Raw genomic sequence first — 25,400 nt, 5'->3', positions numbered from 1 at the left:
CGCGTATGGCTTTGGAGACATCCTCGATCTCGGTGAGACGCGGTTTAAACGTTCAACCTGATCACAACACCAAAGAGGAGAAGGCGGATGAAAGTACGACAAAGATTCCTGACCCGCTTCTACACCGGCGCCTTGGCACTGGTCTTGATCCAGGCGTTCGTGCAGAGCACTGCAATGGCGGATGCGGCCCAGAACGACGCGGCCTTGTGGTCGGCGCTCGCCGACGGCGGCAAGGTGATGCTGATCAGACATGCGGAGTCTGAGGAGGCGACCCCCGAGGTGGCGTTGAATCTGGATCAAGACGGCGATTGCAGCCGCGAGCAGAATCTCAGCGCGCAGGGGCGCGCGCAGGCCGAGGCGCTCGGCGAGCGGCTGCGGCAGCATGGAGTGGAGGTCGAGGCCGTGCTCAGCAGCGAGCTTTGCCGCGCTCGGCAGACGGCGGAGCTCGCCTTCGGCAATGCCAAGCCCTGGACCCCGCTCAACCATCCGCTCGTGCTTCCCGAAGACGAGGCAACCTGGCTCATCGAGGACGTGCGTGAACGCATCGCCGACTTTTCCGGGCGTGACAATCTGGCACTGGTCACCCATCGGGAAACCATCAACACCCTGAGTTTCGTGCTTACCGAGCCTGCCGAGATTGTCGTTCTCGCGCCGACCGAGGGCGGCGGGTTCGACGTCCTTGGCAAATTGACGATGGATTGATGGCCGAGCTGCCTGTCATCGCAAATAGCGGAAATCAATCAAGAATCATTGCTTTATAACATTCTGATGTGCTGTTGTTTCTTGACATTGATGGTTGGTTTTTTGCAGGATTGATTCTGGTTCGGGGTTCGCCATCCTGACTGACAGTGAGAATAACGATCCTGCTGAAACGAGGTTTCAATGTTGCAAAAGTCACCGCCAAAGCCGCCCCGGTCGCACAACGAAGTGTCGGGTAACACTGCGAATCGACAACAACAGGCTCCGCTGCCAAGCGGCCGTGCGTGGCGCTTCGGGCGCAGTGCGTTGATCCTGCTGCTGGTCGCGCTGATCCCGCTCACCGTCTGGGCGACAACGCGTGAAGAGGCCGAGTCCGCCATCGCCAAGGCCAAGGAGACACGCGAGGAGGCCGTCGCCGCCGGTATCACTGACAGCCCCACCAACGAAATGATCGAACTGGCCGAGTCGGTGTTGCCGTCGCGCCAATACACGCGGGCACTCCAGTATGCGCAGTGGGCGCAACGCCAGGATGCCATGGCGATGGACATGCTTGCCAAGCAGGAGGCACGGGCCGCTGCAGGCGAAGCCGCGAAAGCCGCCATTGGCAGCTTCCAAGAGCCGCTGGACGTGCTCCAAGGGCTGATTGATCTGACCTCATCGGACTATCTAACGCAGAGCGAACAGAACCTGATGATGATGCCCGACAGCCCGGCACAATGGGTCGCGATGGATGGCGAGACGCTGTTCAGCGAGCCCCGTGGGCCAAACAACGTCTCGCTCGAGGAATGCGATTTCGGAAAGGGACCGGGCGTTCTGGAGGGGGCCTACGTCGAACTACCGCGCTATTTCGAGGACACCGGCAAGGTCATGGACCTCGAGACCCGCCTCGTGCATTGCATGGTCACGCTGCAAGGCTTCAGTCCGGATGATCCCGAGGTGGCACAGCGCCACGGCAGTGGTTCCGATCACATGAAGTTGCAGACCTATATCGCCAGCCAATCCAGTGGCTTCGCCTGGAATCTACCGCTGGATCATCCGATGGAGAAGGCCCTGCGCGATGCCGGTGAGGTCATGTTCTATCGCCGTGCCGGCAAGGCGGATTTTGCCTGCAGTACCTGCCATGCCGAGACCGGCAAGCGCATTCGTGCCTCGGTGTTGCCGAACAAGAATATCCCGCAGGAGTGGACCAAGGCGATCTCCTGGCCGGCGTTTCGCGTGGGTCACGACCATGTGCGCAGTAGCCAACACCGCCTGATGGAATGCTATTGGCAAATGCGGCAGGCAGGGCCGATGCCTGGCTCCGACGCGAGCATTGCACTGTTGAGTTACTGGACCGATGCGGCTCGCGGCCAGCCGGCAATCCTGCCCGATATGAAGCGCTGATCGTCGACGCCTGAAGGAGATTCCAAGCATGTTTAAGCAGAGTATTCCGGCGGCTATTCTGATGGGTCTCGCCGCCCTCTCGATCCCTGCCATCACGGCCATCGCCGATGAAGTTGACTACACCAAGATGACGCCTGAGGAACTCGCCGAGTACCTCATTTTAGAGACCGGTAACCCCAATCTGGAACAGGAAGTCCAGGAAGGCGGAACCGCGCGCCAACGCATGGTGCAGGATGAATTACAGAAGATCTGTTCGGTCGTCGGCGGCGGCAGACCGGACATGGAGACGCTGCTTGAGGTCAGTAAGCAGGCGCGCGAGACGATTGTCTATCCCGAGGACGGCATCAAACTCGGTGATTGGAAGCGGGGTCGTGATTTGGCTTGGTCCGGTTTCGGCTTCCGAATCGGCCATAACGTCGATGATCACGACAAAAACGACATCGGCGGTAATTGCTACAACTGCCATCAGCTCGGAACCGATCGCACGGGTGGCACGATCGGTCCGAGCCTCGTCGGTTTCGGTCGAATTCGAGGCACCAGCGACGCGATCAAGGAATACACCTATAACGTGATCTACAACTCGCACTCTGCCTTCCCCTGCACCAATATGCCGCGGTTCGGTCCCAGTGGTTTCCTGAACCAGCAGTCGATTGCCGACATCATGGCCTATCTGCTCGATCCGGAGTCGCCGGTCAACCAGTGACGCCAGGCTGATCCCCCGCGAATGGGGGATCTTGGCCAAGACCCGGCATCATCATCCGTTTGATGCCGGGTCGCTCCTTCCGTCTCGGGCGCCGGCCAGCAGAAGCCGATCGAAGGCCATCTATTACGCCGACCGGGGTTTGTCCTTCCAAACCCCGAGCATCCGGCCTCCCATGGCATGGGTAGACATCAACACGGCGCCAATTGCCCAGCAAGCCACGCGAGCAATTCCTGCCGGCGCTCCATCCCCAACCGCTCAATCCGCGCCATGATCTCGTCCATGCTCATCTGATCGTAATGCGCGTTCAACGCCTCGGCGAGCGGTGCAAGTACGGCATGCTCGTCCGGCGACAGCATCTCGGGCGGGTTTTGCAGATCCTTCAAAAAGGCTTCCGTCCGATGCTTGTCGAGTGTCCCGATCTCCTGGATCTCGGGAAGTCCTCGGCACCAGGTCTCGATGCGCGTCTGCCGCGCCTGCCCGTCGAGGATCGCGATTCGCAGCGCCAGCATCTCAAGGAGTTGCTCGACCACTTCACGGTCTTCGATCGACAGATAGGACGGCGCTACGTTGAGCTCCGACTCGATTCGGGCGCAGCCATCGCGGGCGAGTGTCGGGATCTTGTCCGACAGCGCTCGACGCGGACTCAGCCAGTCGGCGGAGCGTCGCCGCGCGGCATCAATGCGTTCAACGCCGAGCGCCTGATACACCGAGGCCAAATCCCAGGCGGGATCGATCTCGCGTGCTGCAAGCTCCTCCGACAGTGCGGCCGACTGATGCTCGATCTGCTGACCGAAGATCTCGGCCAGCCGCTCGGGGGACATGTCGCCGGTTTCCCATGTCCCGAGATCGGCGGCGATCCGTTGGAGCTGAAACGCCAACTCGCTCACTTCGGATTCATCACGCGTGCCGACGAAGATCTCGCGCAGTCGGCTCACCCGCGCAAGCGCCTCCTGCAGCGCGCTCTCGGTCTTCGGTACGGCCGCAAAGAGCGCACCGAGTAGAGTCCGCTGGCGATCAAGCGCCTCGCGCAGGCGCTGCTGACGATCCTGGATCGCCTTCATGCGAGCGCGAATCTCCTCCTCGGTCAAGGCCGAGCGCGCGCCGTCTAGCGCATCGATCAATGCGTCGCCCTTCGCGATCCCGTCGTGCAACTCGCGCACGGGTGTCGAGTCGGTCGGCGCGGGCTGCCGCGGATAATCGTCGCTCTCGTCCAGCGTCAGCTTGAAGTGCTGACGCTTCTCGACCTGCATGATCGCGCGTTGCGCCTGCTCCTCAAGCGCACCCGCCTCGGAGGGGAAACCGAGCCGTTTGAGGCTATCGATCGCTTTCTCGATCCGGTGACGGAAGGTCGCGACTTCGGCGGCGTTGTGACAGCCTTGGCGCGGAATCCAATCGGCGAGCCTCTCGGACACCAGCTCGCGCACGATCGCCAACTGCTTCTCGCAGTCGACCCCGAAGGACTCGGGCCAACAGGCAGCCCCCTCGACCTCTTCCCTTCGCCGCAGCAGCAACAGCGCATGGCGCAGCAACTCGCCGACATTGTTCTGACGCTCGGCGCGCTCGATGTTCTTCTCCCACTCATTGAGCTCGATGCCGAAGTGACGCAGCTTCGCCTGTGCTTCCGTTGACTTGTCGCGCAGATACCGGTAGGTGCCTTCCAACACCTCCGGCATCGGATCGACACGCTGCATCTGCTCAGCCTCATGCGCAAGCGCGACCAGGGTCCGGTAGCTCGGCTCGGTGTCCCAGCGGGTCAGTAAGGCGCGCCAGCGTCCTTCGCCGTCCTCGGAGAGAAAGCGCAGAGAGGTCTTGCGAAGAACCGCAGGATCGAAGGCGTGCTTACCACGCTGAGTCGGGAAGGCATCGCTGAGCCAGTCGGCCGACGCGATCATCTGTCCACTTTGCTCGAGGCGGCGCGGCGGGTGAGCGCCGCCGATCAGTAAGCCCAGCATGAGACCCGCTGACGCGGTATTCAGACCATAAGGTGGCGAGATCAAAGCCTGATAGGAGGCCCCGAGGGTGCGTTTGTGATCGTCCCGATGCGCCGACTGCAGCTCATCGAAAACGGCCTTCACCGCCGGATTGACCGGCTCTGTCAACTTCCCCGTCGGCGCAAGTGCTCGCCAACTTCGGGCCAGCACCTCCCCGGCGCGATTCTGCATCCGCTTCTGCTGTGCCTGGACCCAAGTCCCGTCGACCTGACCTGCGATCAGGCTGCGCGTGAGCTGAGCGGCATCCGCCGGGCCACCGCCGGCGGAGGTCGCAAACCCATCGAACGGAAATGGAATCGTCCGCGGATAGATCTGCGCGAAGATGCGCTCGCCGACCGCCTTCAATCGCCCGTCCGGGACGGTTTCGAATCCGGCGACCCAGTAGCTTCGCTCCTTGATCGCCTCCTGCACAGACGCCTTCAGGGCGGCGCGACCCCGCAGCATTTCCTCCGGCAAGAAGCGGCGAAAGCGCTCGCGCTCCTCGCCCGAGACCTGCTCGTCGAACAGATAGAGACGCTTGAGCGCATGCGCGATGACCTGCTTCGGATCCGCGATCCCCACAACCCAGATCGGTGCCGCGGACTGTTTGATTCGAATCAGCTCGGCTTGGAAGATGTTCGAAATCGTCTCGTCCACGGCGGCCGGGTCATCATCTGCGTGGATGTAGAGATAGATCACCCGTCCGCGGGCATCCTTTGGCGAGGCAGCTGCCTGCCAGTCTTGGAAGGCAGCCTTGACGACATTCGGCAGGGTTTGCAGGTTGGCGAGCTGGGCCTCGAAGAACCATTCCGAGGTAGCGATGTTCTGATTCAGCCCGAAATCAGTCGCGATATTGCCGATCTCGGCGTCCTTCGCGGCACGCCCGACAAACAGATCGCGCACCGCCTCCGTGCCGATGGCGGCCGTGCGTTGACGCACCCATTGCTGAAACTGGCCCCGCGTCGAGGCATCGGCGATCAGCTCGTATTGACCCAGATCGCCGTTCCACTCCAATGCACCCATCTCGTCACCCAGCCGGCATACAGCCATGTGCAGGGTATCGGCATCTAAGGCCGTGGCCTCGGACAAGAGCGCATCCGCCTGCTCTCGCGTCTGCTTCCCGACACGGGTCTTCTCTAGGATCGCCACACCGGCCAGCGTCAACTCCTCGGCTGCGCCTAAGTGGCCTTGGAACTTCTCCAGCAGGACTTGCAGGGTCTCGGCGACCGTCGAGCCGGTCTCGCGCTCGGCGGCGATCATCTCCGGGAGCATGCTGCGCAGCACCAACTCACCGGCGCTGACCTGACGCAGACGTTGCCCGACGAGCGCGTCCTCGTCGCCGATGCGGTCGATTACATCCTTGATGAAGGTCAGCGCCGAGCGCTGTTGCACGATGTCGCGCTGACGCGTGAGAAACCAGGTCGCCAGCGGATGCAGCGGCCAGCAGCCTTTCGCGATGACCTGCTCGAAGCGCTCCGGATCGCTCCACACCGGATACCGGCCGAATCCGGGCAAGGCACGAGACATCCGCTGCCAGCTCGTGTGCTGTGCCGTATCCGCCCCCGCCCGACGCCAGACATCGGTAAGACCAGCCTCGTCCTTACCGATCATGTGCGCGAAGATGGTTTCGAGATTCGTCGAGAGATATAGCTTCTCGGCTGCATCGAAGCGCGTGATGTAGCGTTGCAGCTGCCGCAGATCCGCACTGCCGAAACGCTTTAGATAGGCCTTCAACTCGTATTGGATCAGGCCGACAAAACGGACCCGATTACTGTTGTCCTGCACGCCCTGGAAGATCTGCTGTAGTGCCGTGTCGCCCGCGAGCTGCGGCTTCTCGGCCGCGTACTCCAGATAGCGTCCGAATTCGTCGAAGAGGATCAGCACGCTCGAAAAGGCCCCGTCAGGTCCGCAATAGACCTCGCAGAGCGTATTGATCAACTCTTGGGCTGATTCCTGCCCGATCACCGGGATGGCCGCGCCGTTCGCGTCCGTATAGAGGGCGTCGACCTGCGTGTAGATGGCCTCGTCGTTGTTGCGCAGCCGCGTTCGGATCTCCTCCCGACTCAGGCCGGGACAATGACGCGCGAAGGCCTCGGCACGGATGTCGAAATTGCGCTCGACGAATTGCTCGGCGGTTTGAAAACGCGGCGACAGATCGCGAATCGCGCCTGGATCTACACCATAGCGATCGAGCTGGGCGAAGACCGCCTGGATCAGGGCGTTGCCTAGGTGGAAGCCGGCCATGCCGTCCAGACAGAGCACCAGAACCGGCTTGCGCAACTGAGCGACCCGCTCGGTCACCCTCCGCCCGATCTCGGCGTCGGCTTGGGTCAGGTTCGCGACGATGCGCCCTGCGGTTGCCCCATCCGGCTCACCGAGCAAACAGGCGATCGCCGTCGAGAGGTGGGACTTACCGGTGCCGTAGCCCGCAACGGCCAGCGCATAGGGGTTGTGTTCTTCGCCGCGCAGCCCGCCGACAATCGAATCCAGCAGATCGGCAACGACGCTCGCCGTGTCTTTCAGCCGATAGCCGCGCTCGATGCCGTCTAGCTCGGCCTCGGCCACACCGTGATAGCGAGGGCCGTGGAAGACAAAGGCACTCGCTGCTTGCTGTGCTTGCGGCCAGCGATCCTGCACCCATCGCAACTGCACCGCGCCTTCGAAGAATCGCTCATCATTGAACCGAACCAGACTTCCGATCTTCACCGTCTTCTCCCTTAAGAAATCCGTATCAGAGCGATAGACTACCACTCAGCTAGACCAATTCACTATAGAGGCGATCGATCACCTGCCCCGTCTTCACCAGTCTGAGCAACACCACGCTCCCAGTGTAGCGGTCGAGCTGCGCGAGGTGTTGGTCGGCCAGCCAGTCGAGCCATGTAGCCGCCTGAGCACCGTCCCAACCCAACAGGGAAAGGATGCGTGTTTCGTGCGCGAGCTCATCGAAGCTCACCTGCTCGACGTCCCCGAAGGCTTCGTCCCAGATCAGCCACAGAAAGACCGCATAGGCCGGAAAAAAGGCGGTCTCAAGCGGCGCCGATTCGCGCCTGAAGAGCAGCTCGCCTGCGGCATTCTCAGAGGTACTTAAGATTGCAGCGTCTGCGAAGCACGTCTGTTCGCTGTACATGCGCGCGACTAGACCCGCCAGCGGCTTCAGATATTGCTTCGCGCCATGTCGCTCGGTGAGGAGATTTAGATAGGCGTTTAGATCGAAGCGCTCGCCCAAACGAAACCGTCCCTCCGCAAACAGCACGAACCAGGGATCAGCGACGCCCGTCGCCGGAGCGACGATCCCCAGACGGCGGGACAGCAGCAGATGCATGAGCCACATGGTCAGCGGCTCGCTCAGAAAGGCGTCCTCCCGCGAAACCATCGCCCCCAGCGACGTACGCGCAATCTGCCAGACCCCCTTTGATTTCGCGGCGGTTACCAACCCCATCCCGCTTGCGTAATGGATCATCGGTTCGACTTTCCCGGTCATCTTCCCGGTCGGAATCCCGGTCTCGGCGCTGATCGTCCCGATGTCGCCTCCGCCGCCACGTCCGGCAAACGCAAGGAGCTGCCCCAACAGACGTCGATCAGGCAGGAATGTACACGGGAAGTTAAAAGGCAGCGCTTTCAGCATCATCTGCAGCTTATATTCATCGGCGTCCAGAGCGGTGTTTTCATCCGGGTTCGGCGGTTTTTCTTGAGTCCAAATACAGTGTATCGGGACAGATGTCTTGGTCGTGAGGCCAAGCCACTGTGCCATCCAGGACCTTTACGGTTCGGAAATAATTCTCGTCTTGCAGTTCCTTGAATACACCGATCTCAAGAAGATCGGAACAATCGTACACTCCCGTTTCCCCGCTGCTGAACTCCAAATGCAGTTTGTAGCCTGAAAGTGGGACGACGCTTGATACTCTAGAATTCATTCGCATCACCTCTAGATGATCAATCCGTAGAACATCGATATTGAGGGCATCGCCTTTCCATTTCACGAGTCTTGCTTTTCAATATTGATTACGAGGAATTCCCACTGAGGATCGCTCGACTCACCGCAGCCCAGTTTCGTTGATATTCGATCACGCAAGGGAGTAAGGCGGCAACTCAAGCGCCCCGCCCAATCCCCGTTCCTCCAGCGTAGTGACATTGACCAGAATTGGTTTCGTCTGAAGCGTGCCGCCGGACGTCAGGACACCACCCAGCGACCAGCATTGACCCTTGTTCAGCTTGGCGAGACGTTGGCTCCATTCGGCCTTGCTCTCGCCGGTTGCTTGGTTGAGCAGTGTGGCGAAACGGTCGATCTCGGTGTCGGCGGGTTTGAAGAACAGCTTATGGCCGGCCTGGAAAAGGCGGTCGCGTTGCTCTTGGTTGAATTGGCTCGTGGTCTGTGTGGCCAGAATCAGGGAGAGGCCGAATTTGCGGCCCTCGCGCAGCATTTTGTCGATGGGTGAGTCGCTGCGGTGATCCAGGTTCTGGATCTCGTCGAGCACGACCGGAATGGGTCGATACTGACTCCCGGTGCTGGTCGCGTAGTCGTAGAGGTCCCAGAGTGTGAACTCGGTGACGAGACGTTGGATATCGCGCGCCAGCCCCTTGAGCTGAAGCACATGGACCCAGGCGTCTGGTGAGGCGAGCATCTCGGCCCAGGCCGAGTCTGCACCCTCGCGGAAAGGCTCGGATTTGATCAAGGGCTCCAGCTTATTGGCAAGACTCTCGCCGTATTGACCATCGCTGCGCAGTCCGTCCAGGAGCTTTGGCAACGAGAAGGTGCTGGAAGCGGTGATGCCGGCGTCGATGACGCGCACCAGCGCGGACTGTTGTTGATCGCCCATGGTCTCGAAGACCGAGGTGAAGATGCTCGAAACCCGCGTGGCGACGTCATAGGGTTTCTCGTCGACGGCCGGTAAAGCAGGGTCGATGACCTGGCGTTGACGTCGAAAGGGGTTCAGCGGCAGCTTCTCGGTGAAGACGTAATGGTTCCGCGGCTTGGCGATCGCCGTAAAGCGCTCTTCGACCTGATTCGGCAGGAATCCGTCGGTGTAATCGACGATGAGTGAGCGCAATCCCTGGGCGGCCATCTCGGCGAGCAGGCATTGAATACCATAGGTCTTGCCCGATCCAGAGGCGCCGAAGGCCAAGAGGTGGCGGTTCTGAAGGCGCTTATCGCCGTAATGCCAATAGACCGGTTCACCGTTGCTCTTGGTGCCGATCAAGATTTTTTCCGGAACCGGGTCGGCCGCAGGCGGTGGGCACTTAACGATTGGATCAACCTTGACAGGCGCCCCCGGTGCGGCCTGATTCGACATCACGGCCGGTCCGGCCCGCGCGGGTGATCCTTCACCTGGCGGGGTAGCCACCATCCGCTCGGGATCCCAGCCCCCGTCGTTCGACGCGCCATGGACGGGCACCGTCGCATCGCGACCGTATCGCACCGTGTCGACCGGCGGCACCTTCACCGCGGGTTTCAACGGCTCCATACGCCGGACCACATGTCCCCTCCCCGACTCCTTCGCGATCCTGGGATCACTCGTCGGCGCGGGTTCCGTCTCCCCTTCACTGGTCTTCCGCCCGAACAGCGGCCAACGCATGATCCGCCGTACGACACCACTCGAGGTATCCGGAACCGTCTCACCGTCGTCCGAACGCTCGGCCGTGGTTGTCGGGGTTTCGCGCTCCGGCGAAGTCCCGGACGCACGAACCGGGCTCTCGCCCGACAGCACAGCTCGCGAGTCCGCGTCGCGCGAGGCCGGCGTAATCGCCGTCCGCCGCACCGCCCGAATCGGCGTATCGGTCGCGGACGTGTCCGCGCCTTCCGCCGCAGGCAGTAATGCCGAGGTCCCTTCGCTCTCCACAGACGGCCGATCCTCAGCATCCCCCCGGGCAACGTCGGTCCGCGCCTCGGCCAGCTCCGCTTCTTCATCGGCGCGCCTAACCGTCGAGCGAATCGCAATACGCTGCTCCCCTAGGGCCACCGAGCCCTGCGGTGCATCCTCCGCGAACAGTGCGGTCAGCCCCTCATGGCCAAGGGCCACATGCCAGACCGCGAAATCGTTCGGTACAGTGAACGGCGCCGCGACCACGCCCGGCGGCAACGCCATCGGGGTCAGCACGGGCTCCGGGCCGGGTTCGTTGGTCCAGAAGGTGAAGATGGCGCCCTGCCAGGACATCTCGTAATAGCCCTCGGCCAGGTTCTCCAGGGCACGATCGAGCTTACGCCACTCGATCTCCGAGAGTTGCACGACCGCCCGCGAGGTCACGGCACGTTGAAGTTGCGCCCACCAGTAGCGCCGATCGAAGCTTACCCGTCGCAGATCGTCACGGTTCGGTGCCAGCAGCGGCATCAGGTGCGACAGGCCCTCCTGGACTTGGTCGCTCGCCTTGATCAGATGCGCGGGGTTCTGTTGCGCGAACTTGCACTCGATCACCACCGCATGCAGCAGCGGCAGATCGTTCTCGCGCGGGATCAGGGACAACTGCAACAGATCCGGACGGTGGGTGACATCGCTCCCCGCAAACCAGTGCAGCAGCGAATCGACCGGCAACAGTTGCGACATGGCCGCCGTCGGTACCGCCAAGGCGCGCCGGATCGCGGCGAAGCCAACCACCTCGCGCACACGCTCGCTGTCGCCGACTACCGCACGCAGCGCGGAGAGACCGATCACCTCCTCGGCCTCGTTCACCACCTTGGCTGCCATGCCGTCCAGCGCGACGTCGTCCTGATAGGGCATCAGGCCCGCCAACTGACCGCGGACCAGACCGGCAAGCTGCGCCAGGGTGTCCTGCTGCGTCGAGATCGATAGATTCAGCTCGCCGTAGTCGCCCAGCCCGGAGGTAAAGCCGACGATCTTGCGGCGCTCGTCCCCCTCCCCCGTGCGCAGCAGGCGTTTGTCCACGAAAGGATCGATGCAGGCGACCCATTGCGCCTTGGCATGCAGCGCCTCCACCACTTCCTGCCAAGGGGAGTAGTCGATCTGGCCGAAGATCAGATGATCCTTGTGTGGATTCAGATCATTGCGCAGACGCGCTGAGAGATCAGCGTGTCGTGTCTGGATCTGCAGACGCCGATTGCTCAGCAGGCTCTGCCGACGCCAGGGGTCGCCGGCCTGGATGGGGCGGGGATATTCGCAAATCGGAAATTGCCCGATATTGCTTGCGTTGAAATCGAACTGGAACGGCAACGCCGGCTCGGCCTTGCCGGTCAGGTCCCCCTCCAGAAAGTGAAACAGGAAGGCGATGTCATAGAGCCGGCGCTCCTGTGCCAGTAGGTCGACCATCCGCCCCCGATCCGGCGCGAACCGATGACCAACCGACAACACCAAGGGCCGCCCGCTTTCGCGATGTGCCTCGGCGAGTTGATGGCGCCAGGCCGAAAGCCGGCTCTCCATCGCCATCGGCGAGGAGGAGGTCGAGTAGACCATCACCTCGCAATGAAAGGCCGGCCAATCGCGCGGAGTGCTCTTCAAATAGGCGCGCAGGAAGCGATCCACCCCGGACAGGACGGTGCCTAGCTCTTCGACATGCAGGGCCAGGATGCGCATCCCGTCCTCGGCGAACGGATAAAGCTGGCGATAATCCTCCAGTACCCGCACCACCACCTCGCTCTCTTCTGTGGGGCGTGTGATCTCGGAGACATTGTCGTCGTCGTCGCTCTCCTCCTCGCGCAGCAGCGTCTGAACCGCGAGGCTCTTCTCGCCGTCGCGTTCCGGCCCGAGATGATGCAGCAGACCGAACGATTTGATCTCGGCCGAGAGACGCCCGGTCTGATCCACCACTAGACCGGCCAGCGGCCGATGGATCTCGGCCAGCTTCAGCAACTGGTTGAAGGCGGACTTGCCGTCGTGACCCAGCGCCAGCTCGGCCGCGGCCTCCGGAAAGCCGTCGCACAGGAAGCGTTGGCGTGCGAAGGTTAGCTCCAACACCGAAGGGCTGATCCCAAAGACGATCGCCGAGCGCAGAAAGCCGTCGTTCTCGGCCATCTCCTCATCGACAAGCAGGAATGCCTTGTAGAGGCGCCGCAGCAGCTCGCTGCTGCCGCACAGCGTTGGATCGAGCACCTGCTCGGCCAGCGCCAGGTAAGCCTGCAGCACTGGCAAGAAATCGTGCGTGATGGCGTGGTAGTAGCCCTGTTCCAAGTAGCGTTTCAGCAAGTTTCGATAGGCCCCGGAAAGGGTCAGCACGGCCCGCCACAATAAGGGATCGAAGAGATCCTGAGACACCCCGTCCAGGAGATCGACCAGGCTCAGCTCGTTGAGCGCCTGACTCACCAGGCGATTCGCCTCGTCCTCGTCGGCGGCGTAATAGAGCGCCGTCATCACCACCGACGGGATGCGAAACGCAGGCAAGATGCGATGCGGATTCCCCGCTTCGTCCCAACGCTCCAGCACGGTCTTCGCGCACAGGCGCCTCACCCGTTCAGGCTGGTTCGGACCGATCGACCAGTGGAAGGGCCGCGTCATGTCGCCCTCCCCCTCCTCGGTCTCCAGGATCACCTTAAAATGCAAATGTGGCCGCCCGCGGCTGACTCCGTACGCCAGTTCGTCCAGATTCATATCCATGCAAATCGGGATCACCCGCTCCCAGTCATCGCGTGCGGCCCCGACCTGATCGCCGTCGATCGGCAATCGCCACTCGATCCGATCAAGAACCTCGACGATACCGCCGAGACAGCCTTGCAGCAGCTCCTTCGCCAAAAACTCCTTCCCGAGACCGGCGTCCTCGTCCGCCTGAAGGTCATGCCTGAAAGCCACCAGCTCGATCCGCACCGACTTGAGCGTCTCGGCCAGTGCGCTGCTGCCCCGACGCTTCTGGAACTCCAACAGGGTCAGCCAGATCGCCTGTAGGAAGGCATCGAGACTTTGGCCGTTGAGATTGAAAGGCTTTTTGGGCGTACCACCCTTCCCCTCATTGGTTTTGGCCTTGAGCAACCGCAGCACGGGTCCAAGATCGGTTTGCAGCAGCCGTTCCCGCGCCTTGGTATCGGCCTCGTGGATGAAGGCATACAAGGTCTCGGAGAACGCCTTCGGGCTGTCGTACAGCGGCAGATTGTCCAGTGTCGCCGGCAGATCGAGCCGATCCTCGTCGAGAGCCTCCTGGATCTTCTTCCAAGCCTTCTTCTGCTCGAATGTTGTTTTGAACCGCTGATGCGAAATAAAAGTTGCGGCATCCTTCAGAAGCCCGGTGCTCTTCCGACTCGGCTGCACGTCGAAGAACGGAGGGATTTCCCAGAAGGGTAATTTGGCATAGAAACGATTGACAACATCCGAGAGCGCATAGAGATCCTGCCCGTCAGCGATCACCTCGTTTTGAAGGAAGCCCGATAGGCGCTCAAGCTGACGTGGCCGTGTCAGAAACAGATCCTGCAAAACCGAATCAAAACGCTCGATTTCCGTTTGACTCGCCGAAAGCCCGAAATCACTATTGATGCGCTCGATCCAGGGCGCGAATCCGGTCTCCATACGTTGCCACAGACGACCCTCGTCAACGACGTGAAAGTTGGCCAATCCGCCTTGATCGGATGCATGGTTGAGACCGAGCAACACAACGACAAGCCCCTCCATCTCAGGGCTGCGGGTCCGATTCCTGTACCAGGTCAGATGATCGTCTAAGTCGATCCAACCTAGTTCGTCGCCTGCGCCCGGCGCACCATGTGCCGCCAGTTCTTGATCCAAATCGGCTTGACTGTACTCCTGACGCCAATCGTTCCAGAGTCCAGCGGCGACCTTGAAATGACACTCGATCCGTGAGTGCTTCGACCAGGCGACGCGATGTTCCTCAAGTGTGGCAAACAGATCGAATGTGTTGACAGGAGAAAGACTTTGAATGATGAATCTGGCTTCCCTTGGTCCGTCGGATTCAGATAGCACGCGGTCCCACTCGCCCGCGAGGTATTCCGCCAGGCTGTCTACGAAGAGATTCATCCTCGGGCCTCACTGTTTCCATCAGGGTTGTGCACGATCGATACGGCGTCGGAAAGTTCGATAAGAAAGCCACCCTGTTGTAGCGTTTCCTCGATCCAGCCGGTACTGACATCGACCCCGTAACTCTTCTGATGACCAGCTGCGCTGGACCACTTGAGGGCCTCCGCCAAGGGCTGACCTCCAAGCACGATGCCGTAGTGTGCGAACACACGGTCATAAAACCTATCGAGCGGAAGGTGTTCTCCAGGACGCACGAGGGCTGCAACCAAAAACCGAACCAAGCGCGGATTCAGTGAGAATCGCTGCCCTGGGCCTTTTATCGGTATCATTAGGCCGATCTCTTTTGATATCTTTCGAAAGATCTGGAATCCATGCTTGTCCGCTTCGGCGGAACTCGCGCCCTTTCCCTGAAATTGCTTGTTCCTTAAAACTCTATAGAGTAAAGCCTCGATTTTCGAGACAGACGCCTGAGACATCTGTCTTATCGGAGACCCTGAAGATCCCTCCGGATCACTCGTAATCCAGGTATAGTTTCCACAGAATCCGAAGGTGTCGCCCTCGCCCTGATCGACCCGTCTCGCTTGAAAGCAAAGACTTCTCAAAACATGGATGCAGCAGAGCGTTTGAAGTAGATCGAGTTTTTCCAAAGAACTCAGGCTGAGCGAACAGATGTTGTCGATTTCAACTGCAAACAGAAGTGCCTCGGTTCGACTCACGGATGGAGTCCAGCCTAGGGACGCAACCTTTCCATCATCCTGAAGCTTAAAGGATGAAAGCCGTGCCTCGACCATAGAAACCAGGTCATTCAGTGGCCGGATTGCGTCCTCGAGAATCGAACGGAGCCCGAGCTGAACACGCTTCTTACGTTCGCTGATACTGAAGTCTCCGATATGCCGATACTCGACCCGCTGCATCAGCTTCAACAACTCCGGCGCGGCAGGTTCGGAGAACAGGTTTGCGAGTTGTAAGAACAACAACTCCCCGCCCCGAGCCATGAAATTATGGCGATCCGTTGCAAAATGTTTTTTGCCATCTGCCCAGTCCTTTAATTCAGAATCCTTCTTCGCTGCAGAGTGAAGCCAATCAAGCTCACGTCCGAGCAAGGCTTTTGAAGCAGGTAAAAAACTGTAAGTAACCCAGGTCCGGTTCTTAGCGATACCGACGAAACCGCCGAGCAAGCTTTGAACCAAGCGAATCGCTTCATCCTTTTGATCGGAGCTGCCTTCAACCGCATCGCGAAGCATCTGAATAGCATTAAAATAGGCTGCACGATGTACCGTGTGCCTTGTTTCGAGTTTGGATGTCGGGAAGAATGCAAATAGCTTTAATGCAATGCGATCCATCGGCCAGTAACCGTACGCCCCGCCTTGATCTGGCAGGATCTCGAAACAATACTCGCCAGCACCATCCTGCAGCTTCGGAGAACCAAATACCAACAAAAACTCGGCAAGATACTCTACCGGCGTTTGGTCTTTGTAGAACCGCCTCCCGTAAAGTCGAATTGCTGAATTTGTCTTGTCGGAACTCGAACCGCTGATATTGGCGTTCTTGGGAAAAGGTCGAAGGCTCTCGTTGATCGCGTCTGTCGTCGTCATTGCTCGACCTCCAACACCTGCCGTTCATTATCCAGAAGATAGCGATGCGCATGAACCTGCCCATCGATCCCTGCGCGAAGTAATTGAATCCGAAATCGATCGGAACTGCCGCCGAGCACCCTGAGCAGCTCGGCGCGGAACCACTCCAACTGTGCAAGGTGAATCCTAGCGAGCTCGCTTCCTAGATCACCGGCTATACGATTTTCGATAAAGTCGAGCAGAGGTAACGTCAACGGTAGCTTGACGACGCCATTTCGAAACTGGAGAACGGGAAGACGGCGGGGTTCGTCGTAAGCGAGGTCAAAATCCTGAAACGACAGCGTCGCCATCACAAACTGAGTCGGCTGCACGACAGCTCGATCAGGCCGGCGCAATGTCAGGTACAGGCGCTCCTGGTCTTGACGGAACTGCCCGGCGCTGAAGCCCGAGAAGATCTCTAGAAGAACCCGTAAGCAAGCGCGACAAAGTCGGCCGCGCTCCCCGCGGCTGATGATCAGCTCCTGCCGAGTCGCCCACAGATCAAAATCGCGGAGGCGAGGCGACTGGAGAAACGTCGCCCAGTACGTTTCCGCGGCCGCTTGCCCGCTCGCGATCGGTTGACCGAAAACATACAACATACGTCTTTGCGCAAAACGCCATTGAACTCCGGGGGATTCCTGACCCCGCAGCCGCCAGCGTTCGCTTAGGGGTTTCAACCACTCGGAAAGGATCGCCCAACCGTTCCCATTCGATGAAGACAACTCCCGCTCGAAATCGACAGCAACCGGACCGCCGAAAATCTGCCGTCGAAGCAACTGAACAGCCGTAAGACCGCCGGCCTCTTGAACGGGTTTGCCATTTCGATAGCCGAAGAATCCTTCGCTAAACAGAACTCCTTCCAAACCGTCCGTGCCCTTTTCGATGCCTTCCGAAGGCGATTCCAGAACCAGGTTCTTTGCTTCCTTGCAGGTCATCCCGCCTGTCATCGCAAACGCGAGTTGTGCGACCATCTGCCGTAATGTCAGTCGCTGCTCGTACGCGTTGAGTCGCTGATAAATCCACCGAACACGCTCTTCGGCACCCCCTTCGGTCGCCTTCAGCGCCCGCCGGTTCAAAACCAATGGACATGCCGACTGAGCCACGCAGGCGTCGCACTTCGCCCAAGCGCTGTGGTTGATCATCCGGGTCAAGACACGGGCCCCTAAGGACACATTGTCCAACCGAGCCATGTTCAGAATCAGCATATCCTTCGGGAACATCTTCAGAACATGCGACTCGATATCGTGCTTCGCGTAGGGGCGATTGAGATACGCGAGGATCCGGCTCTCGATATCCGGCAATGCCTCGCGTCGCTCTGAGAACTCTCGTAATGTATTGAGCAAAGGCCCCGTGTTGCTGACAATCAGCCATGACCCCGGCTCTTCAAAGCTCTGTTCGAGCTTCTGCAGGCGCACGGCAGCACTTAACTCACTCATGTCCTTAAGGATATGGATCACTCGACTACCCGAAGCAGGATGCGAGATGATCTCCACTTCTTTAAGAGCGCTCGTCAGCGGGTCTTTAGGAGAAAGGCCCCTGATTCTCTTGAGGACGTCGAGTGCGACGGTCGACTTGCCGTCGCCTGCATGTCCTGTGAGCACGACGACGTGATCTCGACCAGCAGTTAAGACATCGCAAATTGCATCGACAATCTCGAACGGCTCATAAATCTCGGAGAAATACTCGTTCAGCGCCTGAGATTCTGCAAGCGCATTCGCTCCCGAAGCACCGATATTGTGCAATGAGTTAAAATACGAAATGAGTCCATTTTGATTCATCTTAGTTGCTCCTTGAATCTCATGCTGCGCTCCTGATGGAAAGGGAGCGACAAGCAGATTCCGAGTCGATTCTTCAGTTTTGCGTTCGGAATCGTCTGCACATTCGTTCTCGGAATTGCTCTCCATTTCCCAAGAGGTCGGCATTCCGATGCATGCAAGAAGGCTAGAACGCTCGGAGGCGTCAAAAAATTGCGATATAAGGTCCGTTGTAATCCGATAGGCGATCGATCGATCCAGAGTCAGCGCCTCGAAAACGTCAGCCGTGAATCCACCATGGATGTCGCGCGCTAATAATTCGGATTTCGACAAATGGCCGACACTTGTCCGCTTGAGATTCTCGCTGTCCTCGATCTCCCATAAACCGTCGCCTTCCAAACGACCGAAGGGATAATGGGTATTGGAATGCTCAAGCGCATACGGGTAGAAACGAGCAAATAATGCTCTGAGCTCATGATCGTATACACTGAAGCGCTCCATGCGCCGTTCGCCATTCCAACATCGACCGAGTGCGAGTAAAAGGAGTAACGGTTTGTGTCGATGGGGAGTGCCACCTTGACCGACCTGAACTCGCACTTTAGCAAATAAATTTTCCATCCGATCCATGACTAAAGCGTACAGATAAGACACGCATCATCCGGATCTTCATCGGGATCCGTCAACTGATCAATCAGTTTCTTCGGGCGCGACATAGTCTTTTTCTTTTCAGGTGCGAGCTGAGCACGGCTGACGATTTCGTCCAAAGTGCCCGCTTGGTTCCAGGTGTAGATTTTCCCCGATTCGTCTTCGCTTTTCTCGTATTCTTTCGCTCGCTCATAAAGCTCGGGATGATTTTTTTGAAGCCCGACCCACTCTTCATGGCGTTGAAAAAAACAGAAGTAACATCCGGATCGACTTCGCCAACTGTAGTATTTCGGTAGACCTAGCCCGGATTCTTCCAAGATGTGCGTAATGTCTTCCTTGTTGAGCCCATCTTCCTTAAAAGGAAAGCATGTCTTGATGTTTGGCTTGGTCGAAAGGTATCCGGCACGCGCGGGCTCATCAGCACGAATGGCGATATAGGAGATGACATCGTCGTCTCCGACGTAATTTTCAAACGGGAGCAGTTTCAGGTTGATCGTACACCAACGCTGTCGCGGTGAAGGTAAATAGTTGTTGTGCAGCTTGAGATAGTAGTCAAAATCTCGTCGCGCATTCAGCTTCGCAATCGGCTTCCCCAAATAATCTTCCAACAGATCGATATATTCCAAGGTCTCGGGAAGCTCCGCACCCGTATCCGCGAAGAAATATTCCATATCAGGGATTCGGTCGCGCAGATAGATGGCGAGGGCGGAGCTGTCCTTGCCGCCGGATAAACCGAGGAGATGACGGACGGGCTTGGCGGGGGTCTCGTCATTCATAGGTGGATTCTCCTGTGGGTTCGGTCCGAGCGAATCGCTCCCAGAGCATGGCGAGGACGGCGAGTCGATCGCTTTCGGGGACGTCGGCGAGGGTCGCTGCGATGTGTTCGGCACGGGCGGTCGCAGATTTGCGCTGCGCGTCCGAGAGATGGATGACACGGCTGATTTCGCCATGCCGGCGGTCGACGGTCTTCATGAGCAGGGGATCGCCGTTGTGTCCGTCGGGGACGGGATCGTGGTTGTTGACCTTGCCGAGTCGGAGTCGTTCGAGATCGTGCAGCTGGTTGGCGAGATCGCGCAGACGCAACTCGGCGAGTCGACGGGTTTCCTCGTGCCACTTGGTCGGGGGCATCTTGCCGAGCAGGGTTGCAACGGATTCGAGCCAAGCCTGGTCGGAGTCGTGAACGGTGTCGCAGAGACGTCGGATCAGTGCACCGAGGCCCATGCGGTCGGGGGTGAAGCGATCGAGACCCTGATAACGCTCGGTCACGGCGGCGCGCAGGGCTGCGAGATCCTTGATCGGCGCAGCGATCAGCACCCGGGCCAGCTCGGCCTGCCAGTGGTCGAGCAGAGTCGGATAGGCGTCGTTTAGCTCCCTGAAGACTTCACGCAGTCGCACGATGAATGGCTCGACCCGCGCTGGATCGGCCGTCGCAAAGTCGTCGATGGCGATGCCGCAGGCGCGCGGGAGTGCTTCGAACAGCAAGGCCCCCGGGCTGCGCGCGCCCTGAAAGGCGTCGCGCACCTGCGCCGCCTCGGGGCTGAGTGTCTTGCAGCGCTGGGTGTACTCGGGCAAACCTGAGATGAATCGTACCAGCGGACGCACGATATCGAGCAGGGTTGCGTCCGCGCGAACACGTCCGACGATGTCTTTGATGTAGCGATCGAAGATCTCGCCGCGCAGTCCGCCGAGATCGAAGCGTTCCAGGGCAAAAAGCTCGGGGCGCCGACACAGCAGCTCGGCTTGCTCGACCGTCAGCGCTTCGCAGAAGGCGCCTTCCTGGTAGAAGGCGACCTCGCGGCGGTTCGCCTGAAGATAGGCGATGATCAAGACCGGCAGGGGGCCGAGCTTGGCGCCGAAGGGCGGGTGCTGCAGTCGGGCGTAGATCTCGGGCAACCCGACCTGACGGTCGCCGACCGCCCCGAGGATCTTGTCGATTTCTTCCCAGAGGGGTTTTAGACGACAGGGATCCGGGTCCGATGGGACATGGAGTGCGTAACCCGTCTCGCCGGCGACGCGACGATGCAGATTGCTTTGCTTGAGCAGAGAGAGATAAAGGCTCTTCTCTGCAGGTGTCTTCTCGATGCCGAGATGGGGTCGATCGGGCGCTTCGAGCATGGCGGCGATCAGCCGCTTACGGCCGAGATTGGCGCTCGGCGAGGGACGATCGCGGTTGATGAGCTCGTTGCGCAGACGTGGCGACTTCGGATAGCAGATGTCCTGCACCCAGGCCGAGAGCTGCATCTGGAGGTCGCGCCGATCTTTCACCGGACGCTCTTGGGCCGGACGTTCCCTGCCCTTCCAATACCAGCGCAGCGCCTCGGGCTCGTCGAGCAGTGCGCGGATGAGCTGCAGGGTCTCAAGCTCGGCGTTGTTGAGCCAGGCGCGGTGCTCGCGCTGCGCGACAGGGTCGTGGTGGAGCGCCGCGTGACGCGTCGGCAGATCCTGCAAGGCCATCCATTGCGCGACCGCCTCATGCAGGCGCTCGGTGAAATGACACACCGCAACGACGCTTCTAAAGGGCGCGCCCTCAAGGGTCGGCTCCTCTTGTGCTTCGGCGAGGTAGAGCCACAGATCGAGCGTGTCCCGGGCGGTCGGATCGGTGTCGATGGACTTCGGCGGCCAGCGGTCCGAGGCGGTAAAGCGCGGCGTAAAGGCGCGGACCGTGCCGCTTTCGATGGTCGCCCGCCGCGCCACCAGCGGCCGCAGCGGGGCGAGCGCGTTCAGGGTGTCGACCAGCGAAAGCTGCGCTTGCTCGGCGGTGGCCTCGCGCAGGGCGGCGGCGAGATCGAAATCGCTGCCTTGCCAGACCCGCCACTCTTGACTGTAGCTGCGGAAATGGATGGTGGAGACGGCTTCGAGCCGTCGCAGCAGCTGCGGCGCGGCCTCGTCGAACAGCAGGCGCAAGAGCGGCTCGCTGGGCTTGAGCCCACGCTGCGCTCCGATGAGATTGAGTAGGCCGATGGTCTTGAGGACATTCACAGCGGGATCGTCGGGGGCGCTGTCGAAGCGCTCCAGTGCGGTGATGACCTCGACCCAACGATGGTAGGTCAAGGGGTCCGAGACGCTGCCGGATTGGTTGAGGATGAAATAGTCGTAGAGTTCCCAGGGGCCGATCCAATCGCCCATGCGTAAGCGGCCGAGGCGCTCGCGCAGCCCGAACGGCTCGGCGCTGCCGAGGTACGAGAAGAGCGTGCGCTCGTTCTGCGCGACCTTCTGGCAGAGGGTCGGGAGGATGAGGAGCGTGATGGGGTGCAGGGGGTAGCAGAGCTCGAAGAGGGCACGGGCCTGCGCCCTGTCCAGGCCGACGGGGAGTGCGCCATGCCGTTCGAGCGCATCCGTGATCCGATCGAGCTGCGCACACAGGGTCGGCGGCAGAGGCGCGGTGCGTTCGAAGGCGGCGCCGACAATCCGCAGCGATTGCTCGGCCGGCTCGATGAAGGCGATGGACTCGAAACGGCCTTGGACCTTTTGCCATTCGTCGCGCAATTGCTTGCCGAGCCGCTGGCTGTAGTATTCGAACGCCTGATGCAGCATGACGAGCAAATACAGCGGGGCAACGCTCGCGACTTGTGCGTGCTCGGCCAGGAGTTGCAGCAGATGGATCTCGCGATGCTGCGGGTGGTAAGACTCGTATTCGAGAAACTTGCCGAGCTCGTCGATCTCGATCAGCACGCCCGATCCGCCGGCATGCGCCCAAGCGCGCTGCACGCGTCCGACAAGGTGCAGGATATGATCCATCGGCGTCCCGGGTTGGGCCGCGGAGAGGACGTCGTCGACCAATGCGGCAGGCAAGCCGGCTTGCTCGACGGCGAGCGCGAGGCCGAGCATCAACTGCCGAATCAGCGAGTCCGGGATGCCGTTGATGGCGACCCGCAAGTAGCCGCGGCCGTTCGGGTGGGCGGTGCCAAAACGGGTGGCGAGATCGGGGGCGGCGGTCTCAAGCACCGCCATCGCCGCGGAATGCTGCTCAGCTTTGGGTGCCGACAAGACGGCGGCGGCGAAGAGGCCGAATACCGATTTACCGGTGCCGTAGGGGCCGATCAGCGCCAGTGCTCGCTGATGCGCGCCAGCGGAAAGACCGTCCGCCATGCGCTCCAACGCCTGTGCGGCGCGCGACGTCGGAACATAGGCCCGGATCAGATCGGGCGCGTCGGCATCGCGCGTCAGGTTGATCGAGCGGGTATAGGCGGTGCCGATGTGGATAGCACGATCCAATGTGGTCACGTCGCGGTCCTTCTGGGCTTGTTGTCTCGCTGGTTGGATGATGGTGTCCGGTTCCATGACGTCTCGGACCGCGTCACTGTCGACCTCGATCACTTTCGGAGCCTGTCACGCGCCCTGCGTTCTCAATGTGCGCTCGGCAGATCGCGTAGCGCTTGGATCTCGTCCAAGGGCAGCTTGCTGATGTCCGCGATGGTCGCGTTGTCGAAATCGGTTTTCCGGATCAGCTCCAGGGCGGTTTCACGGCGGCCTTCTTGTCGCCCCCGTTCAAGAATCTCCGCGTTCCATTGTTCGACGCGTTGCTGCAACATGACATGTACCTCGTTGAAGTCATCAATGCTCGGAAGTTGGATTCCGGTGCGCTTCTTGCGGATGAAGCTTCGGTAGATCCAGCGCCCGAAGGCGCGCTTGAGGCTGTCCAGCGCGGAGCTGTCCAACAGCTCGACGAGGCGCGCGTAGACGGCGAGCCAGGTCGCCTCATCGCGCGCCTTCTCCAAGCGGAACAACGCCGCCACCAGATTGCGGACCTCCGGCGGATAGGCGTCGTCACGCGCGATCGCCCCCTCGTCCAACAACAGGTAGGACCATTGTGGTCGATAGCGTTCCAGTCCACCCGGAACGGGCTCGATCAGAGAGAACAACTCGGTCTGCGCCGTCCAGCGCGGCTCGCCGTTGTAGAGCACGATCGGCAGAACCGGCGGCAAGCGTCCGCTCCGGCTCAATGCGCCTTGAGCGATCAGATCCTGGTAGAGCAGGGTCGCATAGTTGGCGATTCGCACTGCCGTCGACATGCGAGAACAGTTGACGGTAACTGTGATCGTGGTGGCGCGGCGAGGTGTGCTTGCGCGTCATGGGAACATTGCACGGTCGACGCTGAAGAGCACGCTCATGCGGGGGCCCTTCCGCGATAGTGCTGCGAGAGGATGTCGATCGGGTCGACGACCTCGCCGCGTCGGTAGAGCTGATGCACGCCGGCGGTGTCGCGCAGCTCGTAGCTACGGGGATCCTGCTCGACGACGCGGGCGAGTCCGGTCATCAGTCCGTCCTCGGTCAGGCGGAACACCGCACCGGGGGCGGCCCAGCCCTCGGCGCTGTAGAGGACGACGCGCATCGGCAGGGCCGGCTGTTGGGGCTCCGCGGCGAAGCGTTGGGCGAGCGCGAAATGCAGGGCCACCGGCGGCAATGCCGGGCGTGTGCCGCGAAGGCTGCGATAACCGGCGTCGGGATCGCTCTCCACAAGCCCGAGCTGCGCGAAGGGCGAGTCGAGATGCTCGTCGGTGCGCCCCGCCTCGGCAGCATACATACGCAACAGGGTGGAGATGTCGGATTTCAAGGTGCTCGCCGATCGCGGCGCCTTCAGCTCCTGCTCGGAGAACTCGCCGATGGCGCGCAGGGCATCGGTATCGCGAAAACGCGGCATGGGGAAGCGGTTGAAGAACCAGAAGAATCCGGTCGCGGACTCGGCGTTGGAGGCGATCAGCCAGTGGAGGATCCAGAGTGTGGCGTCGTCTTCCAGATAGGGGTCGCCGCGCGAGCCGAGCAAGGTCGTGCCGAGCCGTGTCGGCTTGCCGCGCCCGCTGTCGAAGGTGACCAACCCGGTGACCTGCAGCCAGTATTGGATGGCGTTGACCATGTTGCGCCCGACACCGAGGCGGATCATGGCGTCTTCGGGCCGCGCGAAGATCTCGGGATCCTCCGCCAGCGCCTCGAAGCCTTTCGGCAGCCAGCCGTAACGCAGCGGGAAGGTCTCGTGGCGCCCGAAGGTGGCCTTGGCGCGATTGAGCTTCATGGGGCGGAGGGTTTCACGAGGCGGGTCAACATCAGTGTTGAGAGGCGGTTCCTACGCAGGGCCCGTGCGAACGGCCCCTGCGACCTTTTGAACGAAGAGTACAGCAACCCGGAGGCGGCGCCAAGGTACACGGGTGTGACGATGTCGACCCTTTGAGATCGTCGGACGACGCTCCCGGTCATGCGGCGCCGTGTCGGGTGGTTATCGCGTACGCTTGGCAGTTGCCGGGCTTCGGTCTAATGTCGTGCCTGTTCCGGGAATGGAGATCAGTCATGTACGAGAATATGAAGCCGGATGTCTTGGCGCGATTGTTCCAACAACGCAGTCAGGCGCGGCTTATTCGCTTCGACGAACAGACGGTGCCAGGCACAGCGTTGAATGACTTGAACCCTAAACTCTGGAACCGATTCAAGACCGTGATCTCGCCTAAGGACGATCGGGAATTTCTCGAAAAAATGAAATTGATTTCCGACATGGATAAGCGTGGCGAGGGCGTGCCGATCATTCTGATCGAAAGCGAGAAGTTATCCGGAAAAAAACCGGAATTCAGGCTGATCGATGATGCCGAGCTCAAACTGACGATCTTTGCGGCGCCGTCACCCCATGGGGAGGATTGATCGTGGGGATGATGCGTCCTTTCCTTGTGCGCTCCTGTCTCCGTGTCTCCGTGAGAGATTCCTGAGGGTGCCTCGATCCTCGTTTCGGCCACATCGGCAGTGTC

At 60.4% G+C, this 25,400-nt stretch carries 14 protein-coding genes; 4 read left to right on the top strand and 10 right to left on the bottom strand.

The features are described from left to right. Positions 1-87 precede the first annotated feature (87 nt). From BDD21_RS20275 to soxX, 3 genes are all read left to right on the top strand, one after another. A complete protein-coding gene (locus BDD21_RS20275; RefSeq protein WP_245969716.1) occupies positions 88-702 on the top strand; it encodes a histidine phosphatase family protein in 615 nt (204 codons plus the stop codon). A 543-nt stretch (positions 703-1,245) separates the two neighbouring features. Continuing rightward, positions 1,246-2,082 carry a sulfur oxidation c-type cytochrome SoxA gene (soxA, locus tag BDD21_RS20270; protein WP_120800039.1) on the top strand — a complete coding sequence of 279 codons (837 nt, stop codon included), beginning with the start codon at positions 1,246-1,248 and terminating at the stop codon, positions 2,080-2,082. 28 nt (positions 2,083-2,110) lie between these two features. Continuing rightward, positions 2,111-2,785, top strand: coding sequence for a sulfur oxidation c-type cytochrome SoxX (gene soxX / locus BDD21_RS20265; RefSeq protein WP_120798700.1), 675 nt, complete (start codon positions 2,111-2,113; stop codon positions 2,783-2,785). A 188-nt stretch (positions 2,786-2,973) separates the two neighbouring features. On the opposite strand, the gene BDD21_RS20260 is transcribed toward soxX, so the two are convergent. The 10 genes from BDD21_RS20260 to BDD21_RS20215 all read right to left on the bottom strand — a co-directional run bounded on the left by BDD21_RS20260 (position 2,974) and on the right by BDD21_RS20215 (position 24,679). Beyond that, positions 2,974-7,461, bottom strand: coding sequence for a hypothetical protein (locus tag BDD21_RS20260; RefSeq protein ID WP_245969715.1), 4,488 nt, complete (start codon positions 7,459-7,461; stop codon positions 2,974-2,976). A gap of 49 nt (positions 7,462-7,510) precedes the next feature. Continuing rightward, a complete protein-coding gene (locus tag BDD21_RS20255) occupies positions 7,511-8,215 on the bottom strand; it encodes a hypothetical protein (RefSeq protein WP_245969714.1) in 705 nt (234 codons plus the stop codon). Between the two features lie 205 nt (positions 8,216-8,420). Next, complete coding sequence (locus BDD21_RS29265) at positions 8,421-8,669, bottom strand: DUF2442 domain-containing protein (protein WP_120798698.1); 249 nt, start codon at positions 8,667-8,669, stop codon at positions 8,421-8,423. A 150-nt stretch (positions 8,670-8,819) separates the two neighbouring features. After that, positions 8,820-14,657: a type IV secretion system DNA-binding domain-containing protein gene (locus tag BDD21_RS28775; RefSeq protein WP_245969713.1), complete on the bottom strand. Its 5,838-nt coding sequence runs from the start codon at positions 14,655-14,657 to the stop codon at positions 8,820-8,822. Then, positions 14,654-16,252 (bottom strand): hypothetical protein, encoded by a 1,599-nt coding sequence (locus tag BDD21_RS20240; RefSeq protein ID WP_120798697.1) that lies wholly within the window; start codon positions 16,250-16,252, stop codon positions 14,654-14,656. The genes BDD21_RS28775 and BDD21_RS20240 overlap by 4 nt, the downstream gene beginning before the upstream one ends. Next, positions 16,249-18,642, bottom strand: a complete 2,394-nt coding sequence (locus tag BDD21_RS20235) for a phosphorothioated DNA-binding restriction endonuclease family protein (RefSeq protein ID WP_484421906.1) — start codon at positions 18,640-18,642, stop codon at positions 16,249-16,251. Before BDD21_RS20235 ends, BDD21_RS20240 begins: the two co-directional genes overlap by 4 nt. 11 nt (positions 18,643-18,653) lie before the next feature. After that, positions 18,654-19,445, bottom strand: a complete 792-nt coding sequence (locus BDD21_RS20230; RefSeq protein WP_120798695.1) for a phosphoadenosine phosphosulfate reductase family protein — start codon at positions 19,443-19,445, stop codon at positions 18,654-18,656. Beyond that, complete coding sequence (locus BDD21_RS20225; protein WP_245969712.1) at positions 19,438-22,893, bottom strand: hypothetical protein; 3,456 nt, start codon at positions 22,891-22,893, stop codon at positions 19,438-19,440. The genes BDD21_RS20230 and BDD21_RS20225 overlap by 8 nt, the downstream gene beginning before the upstream one ends. A 122-nt stretch (positions 22,894-23,015) precedes the next feature. After that, positions 23,016-23,681 carry an Rpn family recombination-promoting nuclease/putative transposase gene (locus BDD21_RS20220; RefSeq protein ID WP_120798693.1) on the bottom strand — a complete coding sequence of 222 codons (666 nt, stop codon included), beginning with the start codon at positions 23,679-23,681 and terminating at the stop codon, positions 23,016-23,018. 95 nt (positions 23,682-23,776) lie between these two features. Further along, positions 23,777-24,679 (bottom strand): DUF4007 family protein, encoded by a 903-nt coding sequence (locus BDD21_RS20215; RefSeq protein ID WP_120798692.1) that lies wholly within the window; start codon positions 24,677-24,679, stop codon positions 23,777-23,779. A 272-nt stretch (positions 24,680-24,951) separates the two neighbouring features. Between BDD21_RS20215 and BDD21_RS28770 the strand changes: the two genes are divergently transcribed. Beyond that, positions 24,952-25,296, top strand: coding sequence for a hypothetical protein (locus tag BDD21_RS28770; RefSeq protein ID WP_245969710.1), 345 nt, complete (start codon positions 24,952-24,954; stop codon positions 25,294-25,296). Positions 25,297-25,400 lie beyond the last annotated feature (104 nt).

Origin of the sequence: Thiocapsa rosea (genome assembly GCF_003634315.1) — a bacterium.
GTDB lineage: Bacteria > Pseudomonadota > Gammaproteobacteria > Chromatiales > Chromatiaceae > Thiocapsa > Thiocapsa rosea.
Note: the sequence above shows the minus strand (reverse complement) of the source record. Positions and strands in the feature narration are given on the sequence as shown.

Excerpts from the sequence above, each read along its gene's own strand:
- BDD21_RS20235 (WP_484421906.1), bottom strand. The coding sequence starts at position 18,642 with ATGGAAAATTTATTTGCTAAAGTGCGAGTTCAGGTCGGTCAAGGTGGC.
- BDD21_RS20240 (WP_120798697.1), bottom strand. The coding sequence starts at position 16,252 with ATGACGACGACAGACGCGATCAACGAGAGCCTTCGACCTTTTCCCAAG.
- BDD21_RS20275 (WP_245969716.1), top strand. The coding sequence starts at position 88 with ATGAAAGTACGACAAAGATTCCTGACCCGCTTCTACACCGGCGCCTTG.
- BDD21_RS20220 (WP_120798693.1), bottom strand. The coding sequence starts at position 23,681 with ATGTCGACGGCAGTGCGAATCGCCAACTATGCGACCCTGCTCTACCAG.
- BDD21_RS20255 (WP_245969714.1), bottom strand. The coding sequence starts at position 8,215 with ATGATCCATTACGCAAGCGGGATGGGGTTGGTAACCGCCGCGAAATCA.
- BDD21_RS28775 (WP_245969713.1), bottom strand. The coding sequence starts at position 14,657 with ATGAATCTCTTCGTAGACAGCCTGGCGGAATACCTCGCGGGCGAGTGG.
- BDD21_RS29265 (WP_120798698.1), bottom strand. The coding sequence starts at position 8,669 with ATGAATTCTAGAGTATCAAGCGTCGTCCCACTTTCAGGCTACAAACTG.
- BDD21_RS20215 (WP_120798692.1), bottom strand. The coding sequence starts at position 24,679 with ATGAAGCTCAATCGCGCCAAGGCCACCTTCGGGCGCCACGAGACCTTC.
- BDD21_RS28770 (WP_245969710.1), top strand. The coding sequence starts at position 24,952 with ATGTACGAGAATATGAAGCCGGATGTCTTGGCGCGATTGTTCCAACAA.
- soxA (WP_120800039.1), top strand. The coding sequence starts at position 1,246 with ATGCTTGCCAAGCAGGAGGCACGGGCCGCTGCAGGCGAAGCCGCGAAA.
- soxX (WP_120798700.1), top strand. The coding sequence starts at position 2,111 with ATGTTTAAGCAGAGTATTCCGGCGGCTATTCTGATGGGTCTCGCCGCC.
- BDD21_RS20230 (WP_120798695.1), bottom strand. The coding sequence starts at position 19,445 with ATGAATGACGAGACCCCCGCCAAGCCCGTCCGTCATCTCCTCGGTTTA.